Source organism: Archangium sp. (assembly GCF_057119385.1).
Genome location: NZ_DBNGVP010000118.1, coordinates 102538 through 124935 on the forward strand (window position 1 = coordinate 102538; position 22398 = coordinate 124935).

18 protein-coding genes are annotated in these 22398 nt (G+C 69.4%); 7 read left to right on the forward strand and 11 right to left on the reverse strand.

Going from position 1 to position 22398, the window contains the following annotated elements; genetic code table 11:
• Positions 1–176 precede the first annotated feature (176 nt).
• The gene (locus AC16DP_RS28925) at positions 177–2198 is read left to right on the forward strand and encodes an ArsA family ATPase (RefSeq protein ID WP_329726447.1); all 2022 of its coding nucleotides are present in this window, start codon (positions 177–179) and stop codon (positions 2196–2198) included.
• Positions 2199–2343: 145 nt separating this feature from the next.
• Here the strand turns inward: AC16DP_RS28925 and AC16DP_RS28930 are convergent, their stop codons facing one another.
• Positions 2344–2805, reverse strand: coding sequence for a hypothetical protein (locus AC16DP_RS28930; protein ID WP_329726448.1), 462 nt, complete (start codon positions 2803–2805; stop codon positions 2344–2346).
• A gap of 82 nt (positions 2806–2887) precedes the next feature.
• On the reverse strand, positions 2888–3568 hold the full coding sequence (locus AC16DP_RS28935; RefSeq protein ID WP_329726449.1) for a tetratricopeptide repeat protein: 681 nt from the start codon (positions 3566–3568) through the stop codon (positions 2888–2890).
• Between the two features lie 97 nt (positions 3569–3665).
• On the opposite strand from AC16DP_RS28935, the gene AC16DP_RS28940 reads away from it, so the two are divergent.
• Genes AC16DP_RS28940 through cmk form a run of 3 tightly spaced genes read left to right on the forward strand, consistent with a single transcriptional unit; the run spans position 3666 to position 6445 of the window.
• Positions 3666–4637 (forward strand): acetyl-CoA carboxylase carboxyltransferase subunit alpha, encoded by a 972-nt coding sequence (locus AC16DP_RS28940; RefSeq protein WP_329726450.1) that lies wholly within the window; start codon positions 3666–3668, stop codon positions 4635–4637.
• A gap of 27 nt (positions 4638–4664) precedes the next feature.
• Entirely contained in the window at positions 4665–5759 is a 1095-nt protein-coding gene (hisC, locus tag AC16DP_RS28945) for a histidinol-phosphate transaminase (RefSeq protein ID WP_329726451.1), read from the forward strand.
• Entirely contained in the window at positions 5756–6445 is a 690-nt protein-coding gene (cmk, locus tag AC16DP_RS28950; RefSeq protein WP_329726452.1) for a (d)CMP kinase, read from the forward strand. Before hisC ends, cmk begins: the two co-directional genes overlap by 4 nt.
• 48 nt (positions 6446–6493) lie before the next feature.
• Here the strand turns inward: cmk and AC16DP_RS28955 are convergent, their stop codons facing one another.
• A complete protein-coding gene (locus AC16DP_RS28955) occupies positions 6494–6985 on the reverse strand; it encodes a GAF domain-containing protein (protein ID WP_329726453.1) in 492 nt (163 codons plus the stop codon).
• A gap of 117 nt (positions 6986–7102) precedes the next feature.
• Entirely contained in the window at positions 7103–8782 is a 1680-nt protein-coding gene (locus tag AC16DP_RS28960) for a serine/threonine protein kinase (RefSeq protein ID WP_329726454.1), read from the reverse strand.
• Between the two features lie 212 nt (positions 8783–8994).
• On the opposite strand from AC16DP_RS28960, the gene AC16DP_RS28965 reads away from it, so the two are divergent.
• Entirely contained in the window at positions 8995–10956 is a 1962-nt protein-coding gene (locus tag AC16DP_RS28965) for an ABC-F family ATP-binding cassette domain-containing protein (RefSeq protein ID WP_329726455.1), read from the forward strand.
• Positions 10957–10999: 43 nt separating this feature from the next.
• On the opposite strand, the gene AC16DP_RS28970 is transcribed toward AC16DP_RS28965, so the two are convergent.
• Positions 11000–11845, reverse strand: coding sequence for a hypothetical protein (locus AC16DP_RS28970; RefSeq protein ID WP_329726456.1), 846 nt, complete (start codon positions 11843–11845; stop codon positions 11000–11002).
• Positions 11846–12000: 155 nt separating this feature from the next.
• Here AC16DP_RS28970 and AC16DP_RS28975 point away from each other — a divergent pair, with 155 nt between their 5' ends.
• Entirely contained in the window at positions 12001–13260 is a 1260-nt protein-coding gene (locus AC16DP_RS28975) for a dipeptidase (RefSeq protein ID WP_329726457.1), read from the forward strand.
• 29 nt (positions 13261–13289) lie between these two features.
• Here the strand turns inward: AC16DP_RS28975 and AC16DP_RS28980 are convergent, their stop codons facing one another.
• The 5 genes from AC16DP_RS28980 to AC16DP_RS29000 form a co-directional block, all read right to left on the reverse strand.
• A complete protein-coding gene (locus AC16DP_RS28980; protein ID WP_329726458.1) occupies positions 13290–13871 on the reverse strand; it encodes a Uma2 family endonuclease in 582 nt (193 codons plus the stop codon).
• Positions 13872–13938: 67 nt separating this feature from the next.
• Positions 13939–16038 (reverse strand): serine/threonine protein kinase, encoded by a 2100-nt coding sequence (locus AC16DP_RS28985; RefSeq protein ID WP_329726459.1) that lies wholly within the window; start codon positions 16036–16038, stop codon positions 13939–13941.
• 3 nt (positions 16039–16041) lie between these two features.
• Positions 16042–16809 (reverse strand): RNA polymerase sigma factor, encoded by a 768-nt coding sequence (locus tag AC16DP_RS28990; RefSeq protein ID WP_329726460.1) that lies wholly within the window; start codon positions 16807–16809, stop codon positions 16042–16044.
• Positions 16810–16878: 69 nt separating this feature from the next.
• On the reverse strand, positions 16879–18522 hold the full coding sequence (lnt, locus tag AC16DP_RS28995) for an apolipoprotein N-acyltransferase (protein WP_329726461.1): 1644 nt from the start codon (positions 18520–18522) through the stop codon (positions 16879–16881).
• The gene (locus AC16DP_RS29000) at positions 18519–19160 is read right to left on the reverse strand and encodes a hypothetical protein (RefSeq protein ID WP_329726462.1); all 642 of its coding nucleotides are present in this window, start codon (positions 19158–19160) and stop codon (positions 18519–18521) included. The genes lnt and AC16DP_RS29000 overlap by 4 nt, the downstream gene beginning before the upstream one ends.
• A 66-nt stretch (positions 19161–19226) precedes the next feature.
• On the opposite strand from AC16DP_RS29000, the gene AC16DP_RS29005 reads away from it, so the two are divergent.
• Positions 19227–20117, forward strand: a complete 891-nt coding sequence (locus AC16DP_RS29005; protein WP_329726463.1) for a hypothetical protein — start codon at positions 19227–19229, stop codon at positions 20115–20117.
• 30 nt (positions 20118–20147) lie between these two features.
• Here AC16DP_RS29005 and AC16DP_RS29010 read toward each other — a convergent pair whose 3' ends face one another.
• Entirely contained in the window at positions 20148–22397 is a 2250-nt protein-coding gene (locus AC16DP_RS29010; protein WP_329726464.1) for an ATP-binding protein, read from the reverse strand.
• Position 22398 lies beyond the last annotated feature (1 nt).

Genomic DNA, 22398 nt, shown 5'->3' on the forward strand with positions numbered 1-22398 from the left:
CGTCTTCGCTTGACTCACAGGGTCACTGCGGGCGATCCTTCTGGTACACACACCCACGGGGTAACCGGTGCCACAGCTCCCTACTCAGGAGCACCTCCGGTGTGCCCTCTCCGCGGTTGTCCAGAATAGGACGGAGACCGGCCACGCCCGTGGGCGTCAAGGAAGGCCACGTTTTCATGAGCGACGCGCGAGTTCTTCACTTCTTCGGGGGCAAGGGCGGGGTGGGCAAGACCACACTCGCGGCGGCGTACGCGCTGCGGCTCGCGGATGAAGCGCCCAAGGAGAAGGTGCTGCTCGTCTCGTTGGATCCGGTGAGGTCGCTGTCGGATCTGCTGCAGAAGAAGCTGTCGGCGAAGCCGGTGAAGGTGGAGGAGGACGAGGCCGCGGCCGCGAAGGAAGCGAAGCCGGAGCCCAAGGGCAAGGGCAAGGCGGCGAAGGCCACCAAGGCGGACGGGGGCGTGTGGGCGATGGAGGTGGAGCCCGCCGCGCTGGCCAAGGGATTCCTGGCGAAGTACGTGCCGGCGCTGCAGAAGGCGGCGGTGAAGGGCCAGCACCTGACGGAGGAGGATCTGGGCAAGCTGTACGGCCAGGCCACCCCGGGGCTGGAGGAGCTGCTGGGCCTGCTGCACGTGGTGGAGCTGGCCGAGAGCGGCGAGTTCGATCGGGTGGTGGTGGACACGGCGCCCACGAGCCACACGCTGCGTCTGCTCGACATGCCGGTGGGGCTGCGCAAGTTCCTGGGCATCGTGAAGGCGGGGGCGGAGCGGGCCGCGGGCAAGGGCAAGAAGGCGGCGGCCCCGTCCGAGGAGCAGCTGTTCCTCGAGGAGTTCGCGGCCAAGGCGGAGAAGCTGCTGGCGCATCTGAAGGATCCGGCGCGCTCGGCCTTCCATCTGGTGACGCTGGCCGAGCCGGTGCCCGAGGCGCAGACGCGCATGTACTTCACGCAGCTGCGTGAGCGGGGCATTCCGGTGGTGGAGGTGGTGGTCAACCAGGTGGAGGACAAGGAAGGCTGTACGGCCTGCCTGGGCCGCCGCGGGCTACAAGCGCCTCATGTGCGCAAGTACCAGGCGCTGGACAAGAACGTCCCGGTGCACCTGGTGCTCAAGCGCGAGGTGGCGCCACGAGGCCTGGAGCTGCTCAAGCCCTTCGCCAAGGAGTGGGCGAGCGGCAAGGAGACGAAGACGATGGAGTTCGCCGCGTCCGAGGGTCCTCCGGCCCTGGTGCGCGCTCCGTCGATGCCGCCGATCGCGGCGCCGCCGCTGCCTCCCACGCGGTTGATCTTCTTCGTGGGTCAGGGCGGGGTGGGGAAGAGCTCGTGCGCGGCGGCCGCGGCGGTGACGCTGACGGAGAAGGAGGGGCCGGTGCTCCTCATCTCGACGGATCCGGCGCACTCGCTGTCGGACGTGCTGCAGAGCCGGCTGACGGACGTGGAGACGCAGGTCAAGGGCACCAAGGGCCTGTACGCGCGCGAGCTGGACATGGCGGGTTGGTTCGGCAACCTGCGCAAGCGCTGGAAGGAGAAGGCGGAGAAGGCCTTCGAGGGCGCGCCGAAGACGGGCAACGAGGTGCCGACGGATCTGCTGCTGTTCCGCAACCTGCTGGACGCGGCGCCTCCGGGCATCGACGAGCTGGCGGCGATGTCGTGCCTGACGGACGCGCTGGTGCAGGAGCGCTTCAAGCGGATCGTGGTGGACGGGGCGCCCATGGTGAGCTCCATGCGCGTGGTGGAGCTGGCGGACACGGCGAAGGCCTGGTTCACGGCGCTGCACGGGGTGCTGTCCAAGTACAAGTCCAAGGGCCTGGGCGAGCTGGCCGACGACATGGCGGCGTTCCTCAAGCACATCAAGCGCTTCGAGGACGCGCTGGCCTCGCCGAACGAGTCGCGCTTCGTGGTGGTGACGCGGGGTGAGGAGCTGGCGGCGGCGCGCAGCGAGCGGCTGGTGGAGTACCTGAAGGAGCGCAAGCTGCAGGTGGAGCGCGTGCTGGTGAACCGGGTGGGTCCGAAGGCGGACTGCCCGAAGTGCGAGAACCGGCGGAAGAACGAGCTCAACGCGGCGAAGGTGATCGAGAAGAAGATCGGCCTGCCCGTGACGGTGGCGCCCGCGCTGGGCCGTCATCCGGCGGGTCTGCGCGAGCTGAAGGCCTTCCGGACGGCCTGGTACGCCCTGAGCGCCACGGCGAAGACGAAGGCGGCCTGAGAGCAAGAGGCTGACGGAGGAACCATCCTCTCCGCTGTGCACCCCCTGCCTCGCCCTCCGGGAGAGGGTCGGGGTGAGGGTATCAGGACCCCAGGTTGTACCCCTGCCTACTCCCTCTCCCTCTGGGAGAGGGTTGGGGTGAGGGTCACCACGCGCCCAACCGTGGCAGACGCGGAAGCACCCGAGGCAACTGATACCTGAGCCGTTCCGCGAGCTCCCGAGCGGGCACGAACCGCTCCGTACGAGCCACCCCCACGCCGCGCTCGAGGCGCACGGCGAGGGCGGGCCCCGCGAGCATCAGACACAGCGCGGGGACGATGCACAGCCCGAGCGGCACGAACGTCGCGAGCACCAATCCGAACACACGGCGAACCGGCGAAGCGGCCATCGCGGGCGAGCGCGAGAGCGCGCCCAGACAACCCGCGAACACGGCCCCACCCAGGAGCCCGAGAATCACGGCCAGCCCCCAGCTGGCGCCACCGAGCACCGTGCCGAGCACGGGCTCGACGAGCCCCGGGGACGAAGCCGCGAGCAGGAGGGCGAACAGGAACGGGGTGCTCGCCACGACAGCCACCAATCCCCACTGATGCCCCGCGAGTCGCACCATTCCCCGTCACCTCCTGGAGGGAGGGTGAGCAGGGGGCGCTCGACCGCCAAGTCCCCGGGGGTGGCTCCGAGGGCAATCCGTCCTAGGCTTCGCACTCGGACGGAGAGTCCTGGAACGCTCCCAACTCCTCGAACTCCAGCACTCCACGCGTGCTCATCTGCCCCTTGAGGGGCTTGCGTCCCGGGAAGGTCAGCGTGATGGAGCGTCCCTTCACGGTGTACGTGCCGGCCTGCTCCTCGGTGCGGGTGGGGTCCTCGACGATGCGGCGCCAGAGCACGACGCGCTTGCCATCGGGGAAGGTGAGCCGGCGGGTGGAGCCGTAGACGCCCTCACCGGGGGAGAACCAGGTGACGCGGCGGAGGAGCTCGGGGACATCGGCCTGGCGCGAGGGCGAGCGGCCCAGCAGCTTCTGCCAACCGAGGGTGTCGCGGATGGGATCCAGGTCCGCGTCCTGCCTGGCGCGGGCGAGCCGGCGGGGATCCAACTGGATGGAGGTGTTGAGCCGCTCGAGGATCGTCTGCCGGTGGGCGGAGTAGGGGCAGATCTGCCCCTGCTTGCGCAGCACGCCCAGGGTGGCGGCGACGTTGTAGTGGGCGAGGGCGAGCTTGGGATCGGCCTGGGCGGCGGCCTCGAACTTCTCGAGGGCTTCGGGGTACTTGCCGGCCTGGTAGAGGCGGAAACCCTCGGTGTTGAGGGCGCGGGCCGACTGGGCGGCCGAGGGGGTGGCGAGGACGAGGGCGAGCAGGAGCAGCAGGCGGTACATGACACTCCGACGGGCGGAAGGGAGGGGGGATTCTACGCACCGCGTAACGGGTTGCGCGTTGTAAAGGCCCACGGGCAGGTGATAGGGGTCCGGCGCCATGGCAAACGGCATCAACTATCCACTCGATTTCGAGCGCCCGCTCATCGAGCTGGAGAAGAAGATCGACGAGCTCAAGGCCCTCTCGGCGAGCGGCTCGGTGGATTTCACCTCGGAAATCTCCAAGCTGGAGAAGAAGGCCAAGAAGCTGCAGACGGAGATCTTCAGTGATCTCTCGCGCTGGCAGGTGGTGCAACTGTCGCGCCACAGCTCGCGTCCGTACTTCCTCGACTACGTGCAGTACCTGTTCCCGGACTTCACCGAGCTGGCGGGGGATCGCCGCTTCGGGGAGGACCCGTCCATCGTGGGCGGCTTCGCGCGCTTCGATGGCCGGACGGTGATGCTGATCGGCCACCAGAAGGGGCGCAACACGAAGGAGAACATGGCGCGCAACTTCGGCATGCCGCGCCCCGAGGGCTACCGCAAGGCGCGGCGGCTGATGGAGATGGCCGAGCGCTTCGGCAAGCCCATCCTCACCTTCGTGGACACGCCGGGCGCCTACCCGGGCATCGGCGCCGAGGAGCGCGGCCAGGCCGAGGCCATCGCGGTGAACCTGGAGGTGATGAGCCGGCTGACGGTGCCCATCATCGCCACGGTCATCGGCGAGGGCGGCTCCGGCGGCGCGCTGGCCATCGGCGTGGGCAACCGCGTGCTGATGCTGGAGAACAGCGTCTACTCGGTGATCTCCCCCGAGGGCTGCGCCTCCATCCTCTTCCGTGACGCCACCAAGGCGGACAAGGCGGCGGACGCGCTGAAGCTGACGGCCAAGGACCTCAAGGGGATGAACGTCATCGACGAGCTCGTCCCCGAGCCGGCCGGCGGCGCGCACCGTGACCACGCCAAGGCCGCGGAGAACCTGGCCAAGGTGCTCCGCAAGAACCTGGACGAGCTGGCGCAGCTGTCGGGCGACGAGCTGATCCAGGACCGCTACCAGAAATTCCGCGCGCTCGGTGTGTTCTCCGAGGGGCGCTAGCCGTACCCACGAGGAATCCAGACTCCCATGAGACCGCTCGTCCCGCCGTACATCGAGACGCTCAAGCCCTATGTCCCGGGCAAACCCATCGAGGAGACGGAGCGCGAGTACGGGCTCACGGGCGTCATCAAGCTGGCCTCCAACGAGAACCCGCTGGGGCCCTCGCCCAAGGCCATCGAGGCCATGCGGGTGGCGTCGCAGAAGGTGCACCTGTACCCGGACGCGAGCAGCTACTCGCTGGTGCGCCGGCTGGCCGAGCACCTGGGCGTGAAGCCGGAAGAGGTGGTGCTGGGGTGCGGCTCGAACGAGATCATCGAGCTGCTCATCCGCACCTTCACCACGCCCGAGGACGAGGTCCTGCTGTGCAAGGGCTCGTTCCCGGCATACCGGATTTCGGTGCAGGCACATGGCCGGCCCTTCGCGGAAGTGCCCATGCGCGAGGGGTACCGGTATGACCTGGAGACGATGGCGAAGGCGATCAACCCGCGCACGCGGATGATCTTCATCGCCAACCCGGACAACCCCACGGGGACGACGTTCGGCCGCCAGGAGTGGGAGCGCTTCCTGGCGAAGGTGCCGGAGCACGTGCTGGTGGTCCACGACGAGGCCTACTTCGAGTTCGTGGACTGGCCGGAGTACTTCAGCGCGGTGGAGTACTTCCGCAAGCACCCGAACGTGGTGGCGCTGCGCACGTTCAGCAAGATCTACGGGCTGGCGGGGCTGCGGCTGGGGTACGGGGTGATGGACGCGCGGCTGGTGGCGTACCTGCAGCGCACGCGGATGCCCTTCAACCTGACGATTCCGGCGCAGATGGGCGGGCTGGCGGCGCTGGAGGACGTGGAGCACGTGCGGCGCACGCGCGAGCTCAACAGCGAGGGGCTGCGCTACTACCAGACGGAGCTGCCCAAGCTGGGGGCGAAGCTGGCGGAGAGCCACGCGAACTTCGTGCTGGCGGACTTCGGGCGGCCGGCGATGGAGGTGTACGAGAAGCTGCTGCGCAAGGGCGTCATCGTGCGGCCCATGGCGGGCAACGGGTACCCGACGTCGCTGCGCATCTCGGTGGGGACGCGCGAGGAGAACGTGCGCTGCGTGACGGCCCTGCGCGAGGTGCTCGCCTCATGAGCGCACGCCCCTTCATCGTGGCGATCGACGGCCCGGCGGGCGCGGGCAAGTCGACGGTGTCGAAGGTGCTGGCGCGGCGGCTGGGCTTCGCGCTGGTGGACACGGGAGCCATCTACCGCTGCGTGGCGCTGAAGGCGCGGCGCGAGGGGCTCGCCTTCGACGACGACACGAAGCTGGGCGAGTTGCTGAGCCGGGTGCACATCGCCTTCCAGGTGGTGGGCGAGGACAACCACGTGTTCCTGGATGGCGAGGACGTGTCGGGGGAGATCCGGACGCCGGAGAACTCGATGGCGGCCTCGCAGGTGTCGAGCCGGCCGGTGGTGCGCGCGGGGCTGCTGTCCTTGCAGCGGCGGCTGGCGCTGGGCGCTCCGAAGGGAGCGATCCTGGAGGGACGCGACATCGGGACGGTGGTGTTCCCGGACGCGGACGCGAAGTTCTTCCTGGAGGCGGATCCGAGCACCCGGGCGAGGCGCCGTTTCGAGGAGCTCTTCCAGAAGGGCGTGGAGCGCTCGCTGGAAGAGGTGCTGGCGGATCAGATCAAGCGGGACCAGGACGACGCGTCGCGAGCGGTGGCGCCGTTGAAGCCGGCGGAGGACGCGGTGCGGCTGGACTCGACGAGCATGCCGCTGTCCGAGGTGGTGCGGATCCTGGAGCAGACGATCGTGGACCGGATGTCCAAGCGTTGATTTCCCCTCTCCCCTCGGGTTCCAACCCCCGCCCCCACCCGAGTGCCCCTACTTCCGGCGCGAGAACCAGGCCATGATCTCCTCGAGGGCGCGGCGGTCCACGTCGTCGAAGGTGGCCTTGTGCTCGGAGTCGATGTCGAGCACGGCGATCAGCTCGCGGTTGGGCCCGAAGACGGGGACGACGATCTCCGAGGCCGAGCGCCCATCACACGTGATGTGACCCGGGAAGGCGTGCACGTCGGCGACGACGAGGGTCTCGCCCTTGGCGGCGGAGGTGCCGCAGACGCCCTTGCCGAAGCGGATCTCCAGGCAGCCGAGGATTCCCTGGTAGGGTCCGACGCGCAGCAGCTTGCCGGGCTCCACGACGCGGTAGAAGCCGGTCCACAGGTGGCCGAAGGCGTTGTGGAGCAGGCAGCTCATGGTGGCCATGGCGGCCACGTCGTCGTTGATGCCCTCCAGGACGGACTCGATGTGCTTCTTGAGCTCGGCGTAGGCCTCGGCCTTGGGCGTGCCGCGCAGATCCAGGGTGACTTCAGCCATGGTGTGGTCCTCGAGACGGGGGCCGGCGGGGTGTCGCGCCGGCGCGGGGCGCATGTTTAACCTGATCCGGATCGCGCCGCGATAGAACCCCTCGCGCCCCCCGGGAGAACCCCGGGACTACTCGAAGATGGGGACGGAGTCGTCCTTGGTGTCCCGGTTCTGTTTCGCGGGGCGTGAAGGACGGGAGGGCTCCGCCACGGGCTCGGCCTTCACGGGCTCCAGCGTGACGCTCACGGTCTCCGCGTCCGCCACCACGCCATTGAAGTCCAGCTTGCGCTTCACCTCCTGGTGCCCGGCGAGCTGGAAGGTCAGCTCGTGCACCTGGTCCCGGCGCAGCCGGCGCTCCAGCGGAGCGGTGCCGATCTGCACATCCCCCGCGAAGACGGTGGCGCCCTCGGGGGTGGAGCGGATGCGCACCAGGATCATGCTGTCCACGGCGGGGGCCGCGGGCTTCGGCGCCGGCTTCACCTCGGCGACGGGGGGAGGCGGCTCGGCCGGGGTGGAGGGGCGCAGCGCCACGACCGCGCCTCCCGTGGCGATGAGCAGCAGCGGCAGTACCACGAACGCGATCTTCCTCCCCATGGAGCCGCGCTGCGTGTCCTCGGGGAGCGAGTGGGTGTGGTGGGGCGCCGGAGCGGCGGCCTCGGGGCGCGGAGGGCGCGGACGGGCGGCCGAGGCGGAGCCACTGCCCGCCCGGGCGGGAGCCGCGCTGGACGGCTGCGAGCCCCGGGACGAGGGCTGTGCGGCCCGGGCCGCGGAGGGCTGCGAACCCGGACGCGCCGCCGGAGCACCGGGACGGGAGCGCGAGTCACTCGGAGACGAGCGGCCCGGCTTCGACACGCTGCGCTGGCCCACCTTGCTGCTGCTGCCGGCCCTGCTGCTCCGGCTGCTGCTGCCCGCCTCGGGGACCGAGTTGGCGGGGAGCGCATCCAGCTCCTCGGGAGACAGGTCCGCCACCGCGTCCAGCATGGCGTCGATGAACTCCTGGGCGTTCTGGAAGCGGTCTTCCTTCTCGCGGGCGAGCGCCTTCGCGAAGAACTCCTCGAGGGACTGGGGCACGGGGGCGCCCTGGCGCTTGGCGGCCACGGTGGGCACGGGCTGCGTCAGGGCGGCGGTGAGCGCCTTGCGCACCGTGTTGGCGCCATACGGCGAGGTGCCCGTGAGGCAGTAGTAGAAGACGCCGCCCATCGAGTAGAGGTCGGAGCGGTGATCCACGTGCTCGCCGCCGGCCTGCTCGGGGGGCATGTACTGGGGCGTGCCGAGCACCTGGCCGGTGGAGGTGAGCTGATGCTCGTCCTCGGCCTCGAGCGCCTTCACCAGGCCGAAGTCCAGCACCTTGACGAAGTCCCGCTTGTCCAGCTGCTGCACCATGATGTTGTGCGGCTTGATGTCGCGGTGGACGGCGCCCTGCTCGTGGGCGTGGGCGAGGCCGCGGCAGGCCTGCTCGATGACGTCCACGGCGCGGCGCAGGGACATGGGGCCGTCGCGCTTGACGAGCTCGCGCAGGCTCTCGCCCTCGAGCAGCTCCATGACGTAGTAGCAGGTGCCGTCCGGGGCGCGGCCGAAGTCGTAGATGGTGATGACGTTGGGGTGGCGCAGGCGGCTGGCGATCTCCGCCTCGCGCCGGAAACGCTCGAAGAACTGGGGCGCGGCCGCCAGCGAGGGGTTGAGCGTCTTGACGGCCACCGGACGGTGGACGGACGTCTGGGTGGCGCTGAAGACCATGCCCATGCCTCCCTGGCCGAGCACGTCTTCGATCTTGTAACGGCCATCGAGCACCTGGCCGATGAGGGCCATCTGGGAGGCGCTGCACAGGTGGTCGGAGCCGTCGGTGCTACCGCAGTGCGGGCAGGGAGAAGCCATCAGGAGGCCGAGTATAGACAGACCCGGGGAGCTCCGGGCAGGGGTCCTGACGGGGGGCCGCCCCGGGCCGGGGGCGGGGGAGGGAGCGGACGGGCATCTCGGCCGTTCCCGGAAGGCGGCCAGGCTGTTACACCCCCGAATCCGCCATGAGCCTCGTCATCGCCCAGGACATCTGCCTCTCCTACGGGAAGAAGGTTCTCTTCGACAACGAAAGCTTCGCCCTCAGCCCCAAGGACCGCATCGGCCTGGTCGGGGCCAACGGAACGGGGAAGAGCTCGCTGATGAAGATCCTCGCCGGGGTCCAGAACCCTGACTCGGGGACACTCACCTACCGGCGCAAGTCACGAATTGGTTACCTGCCCCAGGAGCTGGCGGGCCTGCCCGAGGGCTCGGTGGTGGACGCGGTGATGAGCACGGTGCCGGGCCGCGACGCCCTGGAGGCGCGCCTGCGGGAGACCGAGGAGGCGCTCGGCAAGGCGGCCAACGAGGAGGAGCAGCTCGAGCTGGCCCAGACGCTGGCGGACCTGCACACGGAGCTGGACCACTTCGAGGAGCACTACGGCCGGCACCATGCCGAGCGCATCCTCAAGGGCCTGGGCTTCCGCGAGGCGGACCTGGCCAAGCCCACGGGGGCGCTGAGCGGTGGCTGGCGCATGCGCGCGGCCCTGGCGGGACTGCTGCTCCAGGACCCGGACCTGCTGTTGATGGACGAGCCCACCAACCACCTGGACGTGCCGACGCTGGCGTGGTTCGACGGCTTCCTGAAGCGCTCGAACAAGGCGGTGGTGCTCATCTCGCACGACCGCGACTTCCTCAACCGGCAGGTGGACCGCATCCTCTCGCTGGAGCTGGAGGGCCTGCGCTCGTACGTGGGCAACTACGACACGTACAAGCGGCAGCGCGCCGAGGAGATGGAGCAGCTCAAGGCGCAGGCCGAGCGCGTCGAGGCGCGCAAGGCGGAGCTGCAGGCCTTCATCGACCGCTTCGGCGCGAAGGCCACGAAGGCCCGGCAGGCGAAGAGCAAGGAGAAGCAGCTCGAGAAGATGGAAGACGTGCAGGTGCTCGAGGAGCGGGCCACCATGCGCTTCCGCTTCCCGGAGGTGGAGCGCTCGGGGCGGGACGTGATGACGCTGGAGGGCATCCAGAAGCGCTACGGGGAGGCGGTGGTGTACTCGGGGCTGGACGCGCGGGTGGAGCGCGGGCAGCGCATCGCCGTGGTGGGCGCGAACGGCGCGGGCAAGACGACGCTCCTGAAGATCATCGCGGGCGAGCTGGTGCCGGATGGGGGCACGGTGAAGCTCGGGCACAACGTGGTGATGGGGTATTACGCGCAGCACCACGGCGACAAGCTGAACAAGCACAACAGCATCATCGAAGAGGTGCGGCCGCTGGCGGCGGACAAGCCGGAGAGCTTCGTGCGCGGGGTGCTCGGCGCGTTCATGTTCTCGGGGGACGACGTGGACAAGCCGGTGGGCGTGCTGAGCGGTGGCGAGCGCGCGCGTGTGGCGCTGGCGAAGCTGCTGCTGGTGCCCTCCAACCTGCTGCTGATGGACGAGCCGACGAACCACCTGGACCTGGACTCGACGGAGATGCTGATCGAGGCGCTGAAGGGGTACGGGGGGACGCTGGTGTTCGTGTCGCACAACCGGAGCTTCGTGAACGGGCTGTCGACGCACGTCTGGGACGTGGTGGGCGGGAAGGTGGTGCCGCACCCGGGCAACCTGGACGACTACCTGTACCACCAGGAGCAGCAGCGGCTGGCGGCCGAGGCCGCGGGCCTGGGCGAGAAGGTGGCGGAGAAGGGGCCGGCGGCGGGGCTGACGGAGAAGGACCGCAAGCGGATGGAGGCCGAGGCGCGGCAGAAGCGCAGCGTGGTGGAGGGCCCCATCAAGAAGGAGATCGCGAAGCTGGAGGAGGCGATCGCGAAGCTGGAGGCGGCGCAGAAGGAGCGCGAGGCGCAGCTGGCGGATCCGGTGCTCTACAACGACTTCGCGAAGGCGAAGCCGCTGATGGACACGCACCGCGAGGGCAAGGAGCAGCTGGAGCAGCTCTACGCGCAGTGGGAAGCGGCGCAGGAGAAGCTGGCCGAGGCCTCCGCGTCCCTCTAACTCCCTCTCCCTGTGGGAGAGGGTCGGGGTGAGGGTCTACCGGTCAGTGATGCCCGCCCCCCCGATGTCCGCCTCGACGGCCGCCCCAACGGCCTCCGTGCGGGTGATCACGGTACGGGCTCGCGTCGTGGTAGCGGTGACCACGATACCGGCCCCAGCCCCAGGGCCGATTCCACTCGTGCTGACGCATCACCGGGTAGTGCCGCCAGGTGTGGAAGAAGTAGTTGGGGTGTCCCCACCTCACGGCGATCCTCGCGTGGCGGTACTCCGGAACGACGATCCGGACCGAGCCACGCGGAGCCCATCCGCCCTCGATGAAGACCCACGAGTAACCCCGCCGGACCCACCTTGGCGCGATGAAGACCAGGTCCGGCTGGGGAGGCGAGACCCAGGTGCCCTCCACCCAGACGTACTGGCTTCCTGACCAGTACCAGTAACCCGGTGCCCACGTGAGGTTCTGCGCGGGAGGCGGAGGCGGCGTCTCCGCCTGGATCTGCGGAGGCGCCTGCGCCGTCGCGACCTCCTCGCTGCTCACGTCGATGGGGATCTCCACGTCCGTCGAGCCAGGCCTCGCCCAGCCACCGGAGATCCAGCGCCAGACGTCTCCATCCTGCTGCCAGTAACCGTTGACGAACTGATAGCCGGGCATCCGCGCGATCCACGCGCCGGGCTTGAAGCGCCACTCGCCGCCATCCCAGTACCAGTGTCCGGAGGTCCACACGGAGTCGGGGAAGGGCCGCGGCGTGGGCCGCTCCAGGGGGAGCGCCGGAGGAGGGGAGGGCGCCAGGGGCTCCGACTCCACATCCTGCTCCTCGGTGTACCCGAACCCTGGCTCGGCGACCGGAGCCGTCTGCGCATGCACGGCCGGAGCCGCAAGACCGAGAACCAAACAGACCCACCAACGAGGCGTCATGACGTCGTCTCTCCCCTCACTGCCGCTTCATGGGTGGGACGTTTTCCGCCTCGATTTATTCACGCACCCCTCGGGCCAGTCGCCCTGATGCCGATGACGCGCCCGCGCCGGTGCGCTAAGCGGGTGGCCCCATGAGACCGACCACCGCGTTCCTCAGCCTCTTCCTGCTCGCCACCTCGTCCTGCACCCATGGCTCGAACCGCCAGGAGACTCCGGCGAGTCCCTCGTCCACGGATCTCGCCGAGCGCAGCCGCGCGCTCGCGAAGCGCGTCATCATCGCCGACGGCCACATCGACGTGCCGTACCGTCTCCACGAGAAGCTGGGCCCCAATGGCGAGCCCACCGAGGACATCTCGCAGCGCACCGCCGAGGGTGACTTCGACCACCCGCGCGCCGTGGAGGGCGGGTTCGACGTGCCCTTCATGTCCATCTACATCCCCGCGGATCTCCAGACGAAGCCCGGGGCCTCGAAGGCACTCGCGGACTCGCTGATCGACATGGTGGAGAAGATCGCCCGTCAATCTCCCGAGAAGTTCGCCATGGCCCGCTCGGTCGAGGAGGCCCGGCGCAACACCCAGGAGGGCAAGGTGTCCTTCGCCATGGGCATCGAGAACGGCTCGGCCATCGAGGACTCGCTCCAGAACGTGGCTCACTTCCACCAGCGCGGCGTGCGCTACATCACCCTCACGCACTCCAAGGACAACCAGATCAGCGATGCCTCCTTCAACACGGGCAAGCGCACCTGGAACGGGCTCAGCCCCTTCGGCAAGCAGGTGGTGGCCGAGATGAACCGCGTGGGCATCATGGTGGATGTCTCGCACCTCTCGGATGACGCCATCCGCCAGGCGGTGGAGTCGAGCCAGGTGCCCGTCATCGCCTCGCACTCCTCGTGCCGCCACTTCACGCCCGGCTTCGAGCGCAACATCAGCGACGAGCTCATCCGCGCCCTGGCCGCGAAGGGGGGCGTGGTGATGATCAACTTCGGCTCCGCCTTCCTGTCCCAGGCCTACAACGCCTACGAGCTGGAGGGCCGCAAGGCGGTGATGGCCTTCGCCCAGGAGCGCGGCCTGACCCCCGACAGCCCCGAGGTGAAGGCGTTCGTGGAGTCCTATATGCGCGAGCATCCCGCTCCGCTCGCCCGGGTGGAGGACGTGGCCGACCACATCGACCACGTGGTGAAGCTGGTGGGCATCGACCACGTGGGGCTCGGCTCCGACTTCGATGGCGTGGGCCCGACGCTCCCCACCGGGCTCAAGGACGTGTCCCAGTACCCGAACCTCTTCCGCGTCCTGCTCGAGCGCGGCTACAGCGAGGCGGACATCGAGAAGATCGCCTCGGGCAACGTCTTCCGCGTGTGGCAGAAGGTCGAGTCCCACGCCGCCGGCCGCTGAGCACCTGCCACGGCTCCGGCAATGGTGGGTCAGCTCGTCGGAGCGGGTGGCCAGAGCTCGCCGAGCCTGAGCGCGAGGAGCTCGAACGGCGGCGCGTGGATGACATCGTCCTCACCGTAGACGCCCAGCTCCCACCAGTGTCCGTTCAAGAGCTCGCTCACCGTGAGCGTGCGCGCCTCCAGGTCCACGAACCACAGGTGGCGCACGCCAATGCGCGCGTAGAAGGGCCTCTTGATGCGTTGGTCGTAGCTGCGTGTGCTCGGTGAGAGAATCTCGCAGATCCAATCCGGGATGATGCTGAAGCGATCCTCCGGGAGCTCGGGAAGCCGCTCTCGCCGCCAGCCGGCGAGGTCCGGAACGAACTCCGGGGAGCCCTCTGCCTGGATGCCGGGCTCGACGAGAATCCACCAGCCGCCCGGGCCATCCCGCCCCAACTCGAAGGGCCCCTGAAGTTCCCGGGACAACCTGCCCCCAAAGTGGACGTGCTTGGGACGTGGGCGGGCATGCGTGTAGAGCGTCCCCTCGATGATCTCCCCCACGACGGTCTCGGGCAGGGCCTCGAGGTCGGCCAGGGTTGCGGGGGAGGGTGTGAGACGGGCGGTGGACCCCATGTGCCTAGTCTGGGGAGCGTGGCGGTTCCTGGCAAGCAGCTCCCCGCTCGTCCGCTTGCTCCTCTCCTCACGTCTCCCGGGACTCGCGCCACCGGAGCGTCGCGCGCCAGGCGGACCACAACACGAGCCCGAGCAGCGCTTCCCCGAGCAGGAAGGGCACGCCGCCCCACAGCACCAGGCGGCGGGCCAGGGTCCTGTCCATCTCGAAGGCCGCGTCGGCGGGCGTCTGCACGATGACGACGAACCCCGTGTAGCCCACCGGCGCCAGGGCCGCGAGCCACGGTCCCTCCCGTGTCGCGAGCGGATCCCGGTGCTCGGCGAGCGTCACGGTGGGCCAGGGCTCGGGCATCCGGAGTTGCTCGTCCTCCGTCCGGGTCAGGGTCCTGCGCACCTCGTCGAGCTCACGCGCCAGGCCTCCCTCCAGAGGCAGGGACTCGCCGTGCCCCAGTGCCTCGTGGAGCAGGATGATGTAGCCCCCGGGTGCCGGCTGCCCGGCCTCGCCCCGGTTCCTGTCCCGCGGCGCGACGAGCACGGCGGTCCGATGCCGGGCCTCGTCCGGATCGCTCAGGCGCAGGGAACCCAGGGTGGCGCCCGTGCCCACCATGCCCACGAGCACTCCCCGCCATCCTCCCTCCGCATCGAGCAGCGGAATGGAGATGGCGAAGCGATGCCGATCATCCGCCTCCGACAGGAACGCGCGGGAGATGTAGGGCTGGACCCGTTGCGCGAGCGCGTTGCGTTTCGCGCCCTCGAAGTAGTCGCGCCACGCGAAGTTCTTGCCCAGGAAGTCCCGGGAGGGCTCGGGCCAACGCGCCAGGACCGTTCCCTGGGCATCCACGATGAACCAGCTGTCGAACGGAGACTCCCCACCCGGGAGCTTCAGGCCGAGCCGTGGATCCTCGTGTGCCTCGTACATCTCCCGGCAGAAGCCCTGGAGGGCGGGCAGATCATGGCGCAGGAGCGGCTCGCGCAGCCGGGGCGAGCTGGCGGCCCGCTCGATGGCATCGCTGTACTCCTCGAGCTTGAAGAGCACCGTGCCCGCGACCGTGCGCGCGGCGTAGATGTTCGTGCTCAGCTCCTCCCTGCGCCGATCGTCCACCTGCGCTCGTGCCACGGTGAGGGCCGCTCCCGCCGTGATGAGCAGCAGCCAGGCGATGCTGCCCACCAGCCCCGCGGGGACCGGGTTCCGCCGGCACCACCGCCACACGCGCGCGGCCCTTCCCATGGGCCGGGCCAGGATGGGCTCGCCCCGGAGGTAGCGATCCAGCTCCTCGGCCAGCTCCTCCGCCGAGCCGTAGCGCCGCGCCGGATCCTTCTCCAGGCACTTGAGGCACAGCGTCTCCAGGTCTCGATCGATACCAGGAGCGAGCTGGTGGGGTGGCGTGGGTTCGGTCTCGAGAACGCGCCGGAGGACCTGGGTGGGAGTGTCCGCGGTGAAGGGCGGCTGGCCCGTGAGCAACTCGTAGAGGATGGCGCCCAGGCCGTAGACGTCGGTGGCGGTGGTGAGGTTCCGGGAGCGTCCGGCGGCCTGCTCCGGTGACATGTAGCCCGGCGTGCCCACCACGATGCCGGAGCGGGTGTGATCGGCCTGCTTCTCCAGGTGCCGGGCCACGCCGAAGTCCGCCACGTGCGGCCGTCCCCCGGCATCGAGGATCACGTTGGCCGGCTTCAGATCGCGATGCAGGACGCCGCGCTGGTGTCCGTGGTGCACCGCCCGCGCGAGCACCGAGAGCACCTCGGCCACGCGCCGGCCATTTCCCCGGAACCGCTCCAGGTTCTCGGCGAGGTTGCCGCCCTCCACGTACTTCATCGTGAAGTAGGGGCAGCCGTCGTGCTCGCCGACCTCGTAGATGGGGACGATGTTCGGATGATCCAACCGGGCCGCGGCCTCGGTCTCGGCGCGGAAGCGGTGCAGCTCGGCCTCGCTGGCCAGCCCGCCTCCCACGAGCATCTTCAAGGCCACCACGCGCTCCAGGCGCAGGTCGCGCGCGCGGTACACCCGGCCCATGCCCCCCCGGCCCAGGAGCTCGAGCAGCTCGTAGTCCCCGAAGCGCGAGGGGAGGCCCGAGGCCGGGAGGGGCTCGGGCTCCTCGTCGAGTGCTCCGAGCAGCAGACAGCGGGGGCACAGGCCCGCCGCGCTCAGGTTCGAGCCACACTGGGGGCACACGGGCTACTCCAGGGAGACCAGCAGCAGGCGGATCTCATCCTCGATGTCCTCGGGCCGCTCGACCGTCTGGGCGATCTCTTCCCGGAGCAGCTCCCGGTACCGGCCGCGGAGCCGGTGGGCCGCGATCTTCACCGCATCTTCACTCATGCCCAGGGTTCCGGCCACCTGCGCATGGGGGATCTTCTCTACGTCTCCCGTCAGGTTGCCGCGCAGCTTCTCGAAGAGCCGCTGCTTGCCGAGTCGGGCGCACTCCTGCTCCAGCGTGGACAGCACGCGCTCCAGCAGCGTCAGGGTCCAGCGGCGCTGGTAGAGCTTCTCGGGCGTCAGGTCATGCGAGGGCTCGTGCTGGTAGAGACCCTCGGCGGTCTCGGCGTCGATGGACAGGCCCGTGAGGCCGCCGCCGCGCTTCTGGGCCCGCTCCCGGTCCCACTCGTTGGCGAGGTAGTGCTTGAGCGAGGCGAGCAGCCATGAGCGGAACCGGCCGCGCTGGCGATCCACGTCGGCGAGGTCGTTCTTCTCCAGCAGCCGCGTGAAGAAGCCCTGGACCGAGTCGCGCGCGTCCTCGGGCCCGCGTCCCTGGCGCCGGGTGAAGGCATAGAGCGGGTACCAGTAGAGCTTGCACAGGGTGGACAGGGCCTCGTGCGCCTCGGACGAGGTGCCATGGCCCGCGGCGAGGACCAGACTCCAGCGTGTCGTCGAGAACTTCCTGGGGCTGGGCCGAGGAAGTCCCTCGAGTGCATCCTCACCATTGTCTCGCGTGGGTGCTGTCATGGGCTCCCCCGGGTGGATTCGCCGAGAGAGCCTAGCCCAGGGCCGGTCCCGCCCGGGTGACGAATCGGGCTACGCGGACTGCCGGGCCTTGCGCCGCGCCAGGAGCGAGGGCGCGAGGAGCAGCACCACGCTCAGCACGAGGGCGGTGGGGCCCAGCCAGTCCCCCCAGAGCACCATCAGCGTGGGCACACGGGGAGTGAGGGGCACCGTCACGGCGAGGCTCGCGCGGTGAGCATCCGGCACCTCGGCGAGCACCTGGCCCGTGGGGCTGATGAGGGCGGAGATGCCCGAGTTGGTGACGCGCACCTGCGGCAGCCGCGTCTCGATGCTGCGAAACGCCGCGTGCATCAGGTGCTGCTTCGGCGCGGGCGTCCCGGAGAACCACGAGTCGTTGGACAACGTGATGATGAGCTCGGCTCCCCGGCGCGCCTCCTCGGCGACATAGCTGGGGAAGATGGACTCGTAGCAGATGAGGGGCGCGACGGTGATCGCCCGGCCTCCGCCGAGCTGGAGCGCCATCGTCTGCGGACCGGGTCCCCGCTTCCAGTAGCCCGTCCAGGGCATCCGCTCGCGCAGCCACTGCGAGTCGATCAGCTCGGGGACCCACTCCGTCAGCGGGAAGAGCATCGTCTTGCGGTAGGCCGAGCGCTCCAGCGCTCCGTTCTTCCCCGGGCCCAGGAACATGGCGGCGTTGTACTCGCGCTCCTGCTCCAGATCGTACGTGCCGAAGAGCAGGGGCACCTGGCCGCGCGAGACGAACTCGCGGATCTCCGCGTCGAACTCGGCGCCCGCGTCGCTCTTGGGCGTGCCGAAGGTCGTCGGGTACACCGTCTCGGGCCAGATGAGCAGATCCAGCTTCCGGTTCTGGAGCAGATCGGCCGAGAGCCGGTAGTGCGTGTCCAGGATCATCCGGACCACGTCGTACGTGCCCATCTCCGCCGCGAGCTTCTCGTACTTCGTGATGTTGGCCTGGACGACGCCCACCGTGAGCTGCTGCTGGGGGGCCTCGAGCGCGGTCACCTGCCGGTAGCGGAACTGGCCGTACCCGAAGCACGCCAGCACGAGCGCCGCTCCCACGGCCACCGGAGCCAGTGCGCGCCGCGAGCCCTCGCGCACACCGTGGGCCACGAGGACCCTGCCGGCCTCGAGCACGCACGCGTTGACGATGACGAGCACGAACGTGAGCCCATGCGTCCCGGCGATGTCCGCACCCTGGCGAAGGGACTCGGAGGCGATGAAGCCCTGCCCGAGCGTCACGGCGAAGAGCTTGGGGCTGATCCACTCGGTGCCCACGTACACGAGTACGCCCGTGAGCGTGGCGCGCCAGAAGCCCCGGGGGTTCTGCTGGGCGGTGCGCCGCAGGTGGTAGCGGGTCAGCGCGAAGGTGATGAACTGCAGCTCCATGAGGGGCGACAGCACCAGGAAGGCGAGCCAGCACACCGCCAGGGGCGCCCCGGAGTAGCTCTGCAGGGAGCCGGGGAACCACGCGAAGAGCGCGGCGTTGAAGGCGCAGCCCATGGCCACGCCCGCGAGCACCGTCTCACGCCGGGAGGTGGTCCGGTCCAGCACCCACAACCAGGGCACGAGCGACACCCAACCGGCCGAGACCCAGAGGGGCTCCTGGCTGCCGAACAACCACAGCAGGCCCGCGGTGCCCGCCGCGCCGAGCAGCAGGAGCACGAGGCGCCTCGCGCGGACCGCCATCGCGCTCATGGAATGGGCTCCACTCCCTCTGGCCCTTCGGGCAGCTCCAGGATCTCGATGGGCATGCCCGGGGGCGCCAGCTCGGGCGGGACGACCCGGTTGGAGGGCAGCTCGACTGGCACTCCCTTGGAGTCCACCGGCTTGTAGTCCGGGTGGAACATGAGGATCGGCTTGATGCCCTCGCCATTGTCCGTGGTCTGGTAGTGGCGCACGTAACCGGGAGGCAGCTCGAAGTTCTCGGGGACGATGATGCCCTGCTTGAGGGGGCTGGTGCCCGGGCGGTACAGGTTGATGCCCTCCGCGGGGCCAGCGGGCGCCGCGTCCTGTGGCACGGGCTCCTCCTGGGGCGTGGGCTCGGACGGCTGGGCCGGGACGCTCTGGGGCCGCGGGGCCGCCTTCGGAGCGGGACGGGACGGGGTGGGGGAGGGCGCGGGTGCTCCCTGCGCGAGCCTCACGGGCTCTGTTTCGGGAGGGGAGGGCACGGAAGCCGGCGATGACACGAGCCAGGCACTCAGGAGCAGACACACGACGGTGACGCCGAGCCCCAGCCCGACGATCCACGTGCCGCTGCCGGTGCTCTTCCGCTGGATGCGTGTCACGCCATCACCGTCGACGTGCCGCTCGTACTCGGGATGCTGCGAACCCATTCTCGCCCCTGTTCTCCGGGGCTCGTATGCTACGGGCCCCTTGCCGCCCGGGCAATCCGTTCCCCCATGAGCCCCATGTCCGCCGCCGATGCACCCGTCGCGCCTTCAGCCCACGGCCAGCCCGTGGCCCCGCGCTTCCAGGTCCACGCCTACTCGCTCGCCCTGCGTCTCGTCAGTGCCCTGCTCCAGGTGTTGATGACGGCCGACATCCTGTGTGCCTCGGCGCTCATCGTCGTGGGCACCTTCACGGGGGCGATGAACCCCAGGCCTCCGGCACTGGCGGGCTGGCTCGCCCTGATCGCGCTGGCCCTGTTCGGCCTCACCCGGCTCATCCGGTGGCTCACCGCCGCGACGTTCTCCGTCGAACCGTCACAGTTCGTGCTGGAGCGCCGTGGGGATCGGTTCGAACTGCCCGTCACCTCGGTGGAGTCCGCCCGGGTGTGGCGGCTGCCGTTGCCGGGGGCGGGCGTGTCGTTGCGGATGAAGTCGGGACGAGGTTTCCAGTACGCGTTGCAGGTGGTGGATCCACTGCCGGTGTTGGAGGCGATGGGGACGGAGGCGAATCACCCGCTCACGGCCTTCGCCCACGCCCGGGCCACGGTGAGCCGCCGACGCTGGTACCACCTGGTGCTCAAGTTCGTCCTGTTCCCGCTGGTGCCCGCCGTCATCATGTTCCAGCTCAACCAGCGCATCACCTACGGTGGGCCGTTCGCGCAGTACCAGATGTACGGGATGGGGCCGTACATGCAGAGCTTCTTCACGTACTGGACCTACTTCACCGCGCTGCTGGTGCTGTTCGCGAGCATCTGGCGCGTGCTGGCCGAGCTGGTGGCCTTCGCGGGGGCGTGGATCTCCCCGCGGCGGGCGAGGGGCGTGCGGCGGTTCGTGGAGGTCGCCAGCGCGGTGCTCTACTACGGGGGCTTCTGCTCGCTCGTGGCGTGGAAGTTCCTCCAGTAGACAGTGCCCCCGGTCCTCCTGAGTTGAGCCTCAACCCGTGCGGCGCTTCTTGTCGCGTTTCGGTTTGCGCTCGGGTTTGGGCGGTGGCGTGCTGTCCGGAAGGCCGCCCTCAGCCACCTTGCCATCCGAGGGTCTCGTGGTGGGGAAGGGCGTTCCATCCATGAGGATCGGCTCTGGCAGTGGGAGTGGCTCGGACGGAGGCGCCGGCAGGCGGATGATGAACGCGGCGCCCTCGCCCGGTTTGCTCTGCACCGACAGCGTCCCGCCGTGGTTCTTCACGATGCGCTGGCAGATGGCCAGTCCCAGTCCCGTGCCCTTCTGCTTCGTCGTGTAGAAGGGCACGAAGATGTGTTGCTGCTGCTCCTGCGGAATCCCCGGGCCCGTGTCCGTCACGTGCAGCTCCACGAACGAATCCCCCGCCGAGCGGAAGTCCGTGAAGCGATCCGGCCGCACCGTCTTCACCGTGATGGCGCCCCCGGTGTCGGCCATCGCCTGCATCGCGTTCTGCACCAGGTTGATCAACACCTGCTTGAGCTGCTCCGCGTCCGCCTCCACCCGCGGCAGGGCCTCCTCCTGCTCGACCTTCAGCTCGATGCCCGGTGGCATCTCGTTCTGGATGAGCCGCACCGTCCGCGTCACCACCTCGTTCAGGTCCGTGGGCCCGAAGGTCTGCTTCAGTGGCCTCGCGTAGTCGAGGAACGCCGACACCACCCCGTTCAGGCGGTTCACCTCCTCGACGATCACCTCCAGGAACTCGCCTTCCTCCCCCGGCAGCCGCTTCGGATCCAGGCACTGCGCCGCGCCCTTGATGGCCCCCAGCGGGTTGCGGATCTCATGCGCCAGGCCCGCCGCCATCTCGCCCAGCGCCGCCAGGCGGTCGCGCTCGCGGATCTTCTCGTACAGCTTCGAGTTCTCCAGCGCCGTCGCCAGCCGCTCGGCCACTTCCAGGATCAGGGCGATCTCGTCCGAGGCGTACGCCTCCGGCACCCGCTCGTCCCACAGGTTCAGGAAGCCGATGACCCGGTCATTGCCCAGCAGCGGCACGGTGATGCCGCCCTTCATCTGCAGCAGCGCCGCCCGCGTGTCGTTGAGCCGCTTGAGCTCGTCCCGGAAGCGCTTGCCCTCCACCGCCTGCTGCCGCAGCACCGCGATGCGCCGCTCCACGTTCTCCAGCAGCACCGCCTTCTGTCCCGATGCCACCGCGAACAGCACGCCCCTCGCCGCGCCCGTGTCCAGGAAGCTCACCGGTGCCGGTCCCCGCGCGTCCAGCAGCCGGTAGCCCGGCCTGTCCTCCGCCAGCAGGTACAGCGAGGCGTGGGTGATCCGCCCCGACTCGTGCAGCGCGTCCAGCACCATCCGCGCCAGCTCGGAGATTTCAATGACGCCCGCCATCCTCGCCCGCGCGTTGCTCAGCACCCGCAGCAGCTCGAAGCGCTCGCGGAAGAAGATGGACACCACCTGCTCCTCCACCTTCACCCTCAGGGGCTCCAGGAGGATGAGCACCACGAACGCCGCCACCACCGTGTTGAACACGAACAGCGAGGTGTTGTTCTGGTCCACCCACACCGTCAGCACCGTGAACACCGCGGCCAGGATGGTGGCCAGCACCGTCTGCGAGGCGATCTTCCCCAGCAACTCGTGCAGGTCCATCAGCCGCAGCCGCAGCAGCGTCTGGGCCAGGAAGAACAGGTAGAGCGTGGTGAAGACCGGCCCCAGGGTGGGGAAGGGCAGGCCGTAGCGCTCGAGCAAGTCCAGCGCCGTGAAGAGGATGGCCGCCCCCGCGCCGATGGCCAGGTACGTCAGGCGCAGCCGCTCGATGCGCGACTCGGTGGTGCTGACTCGTCGGAGCAGCAACGACACCGAGCCCAGCAGTGCACCGAGCACCCAGGCGCCCATGGCCACCCTGGCCCACCCATTGTGCGCCAGGGGCGACACCGCCACGCCCAGGCCGAACACGGCGGAGAGCACAGCGAGCCGCCTGCCGAGCAGATGTGTTCCCTTGCTGACCCCCAGGAATTCGAGGAAGAAGGCAACGGCCGCGCCAGGAACCAGCGAAGCCAGTAGAATGGTGGCACCCACCGCCACCCTCGACACCCAGGGGTACTCGGCGCGTGAGAAGAGGCTGTGGAAGAAGCTGGAGAGGTAGTACCCGCCTACTGTCAACGCGAAGACGGAGTAGAGCGTGAGCACCCGTGGACGTCCCGCCCTCAACAACATGGAAACGCCCAGCGCCAACCCGATGATGGATGCGAGAAGTGCGCTCTGTGTCCGGATGTCCATG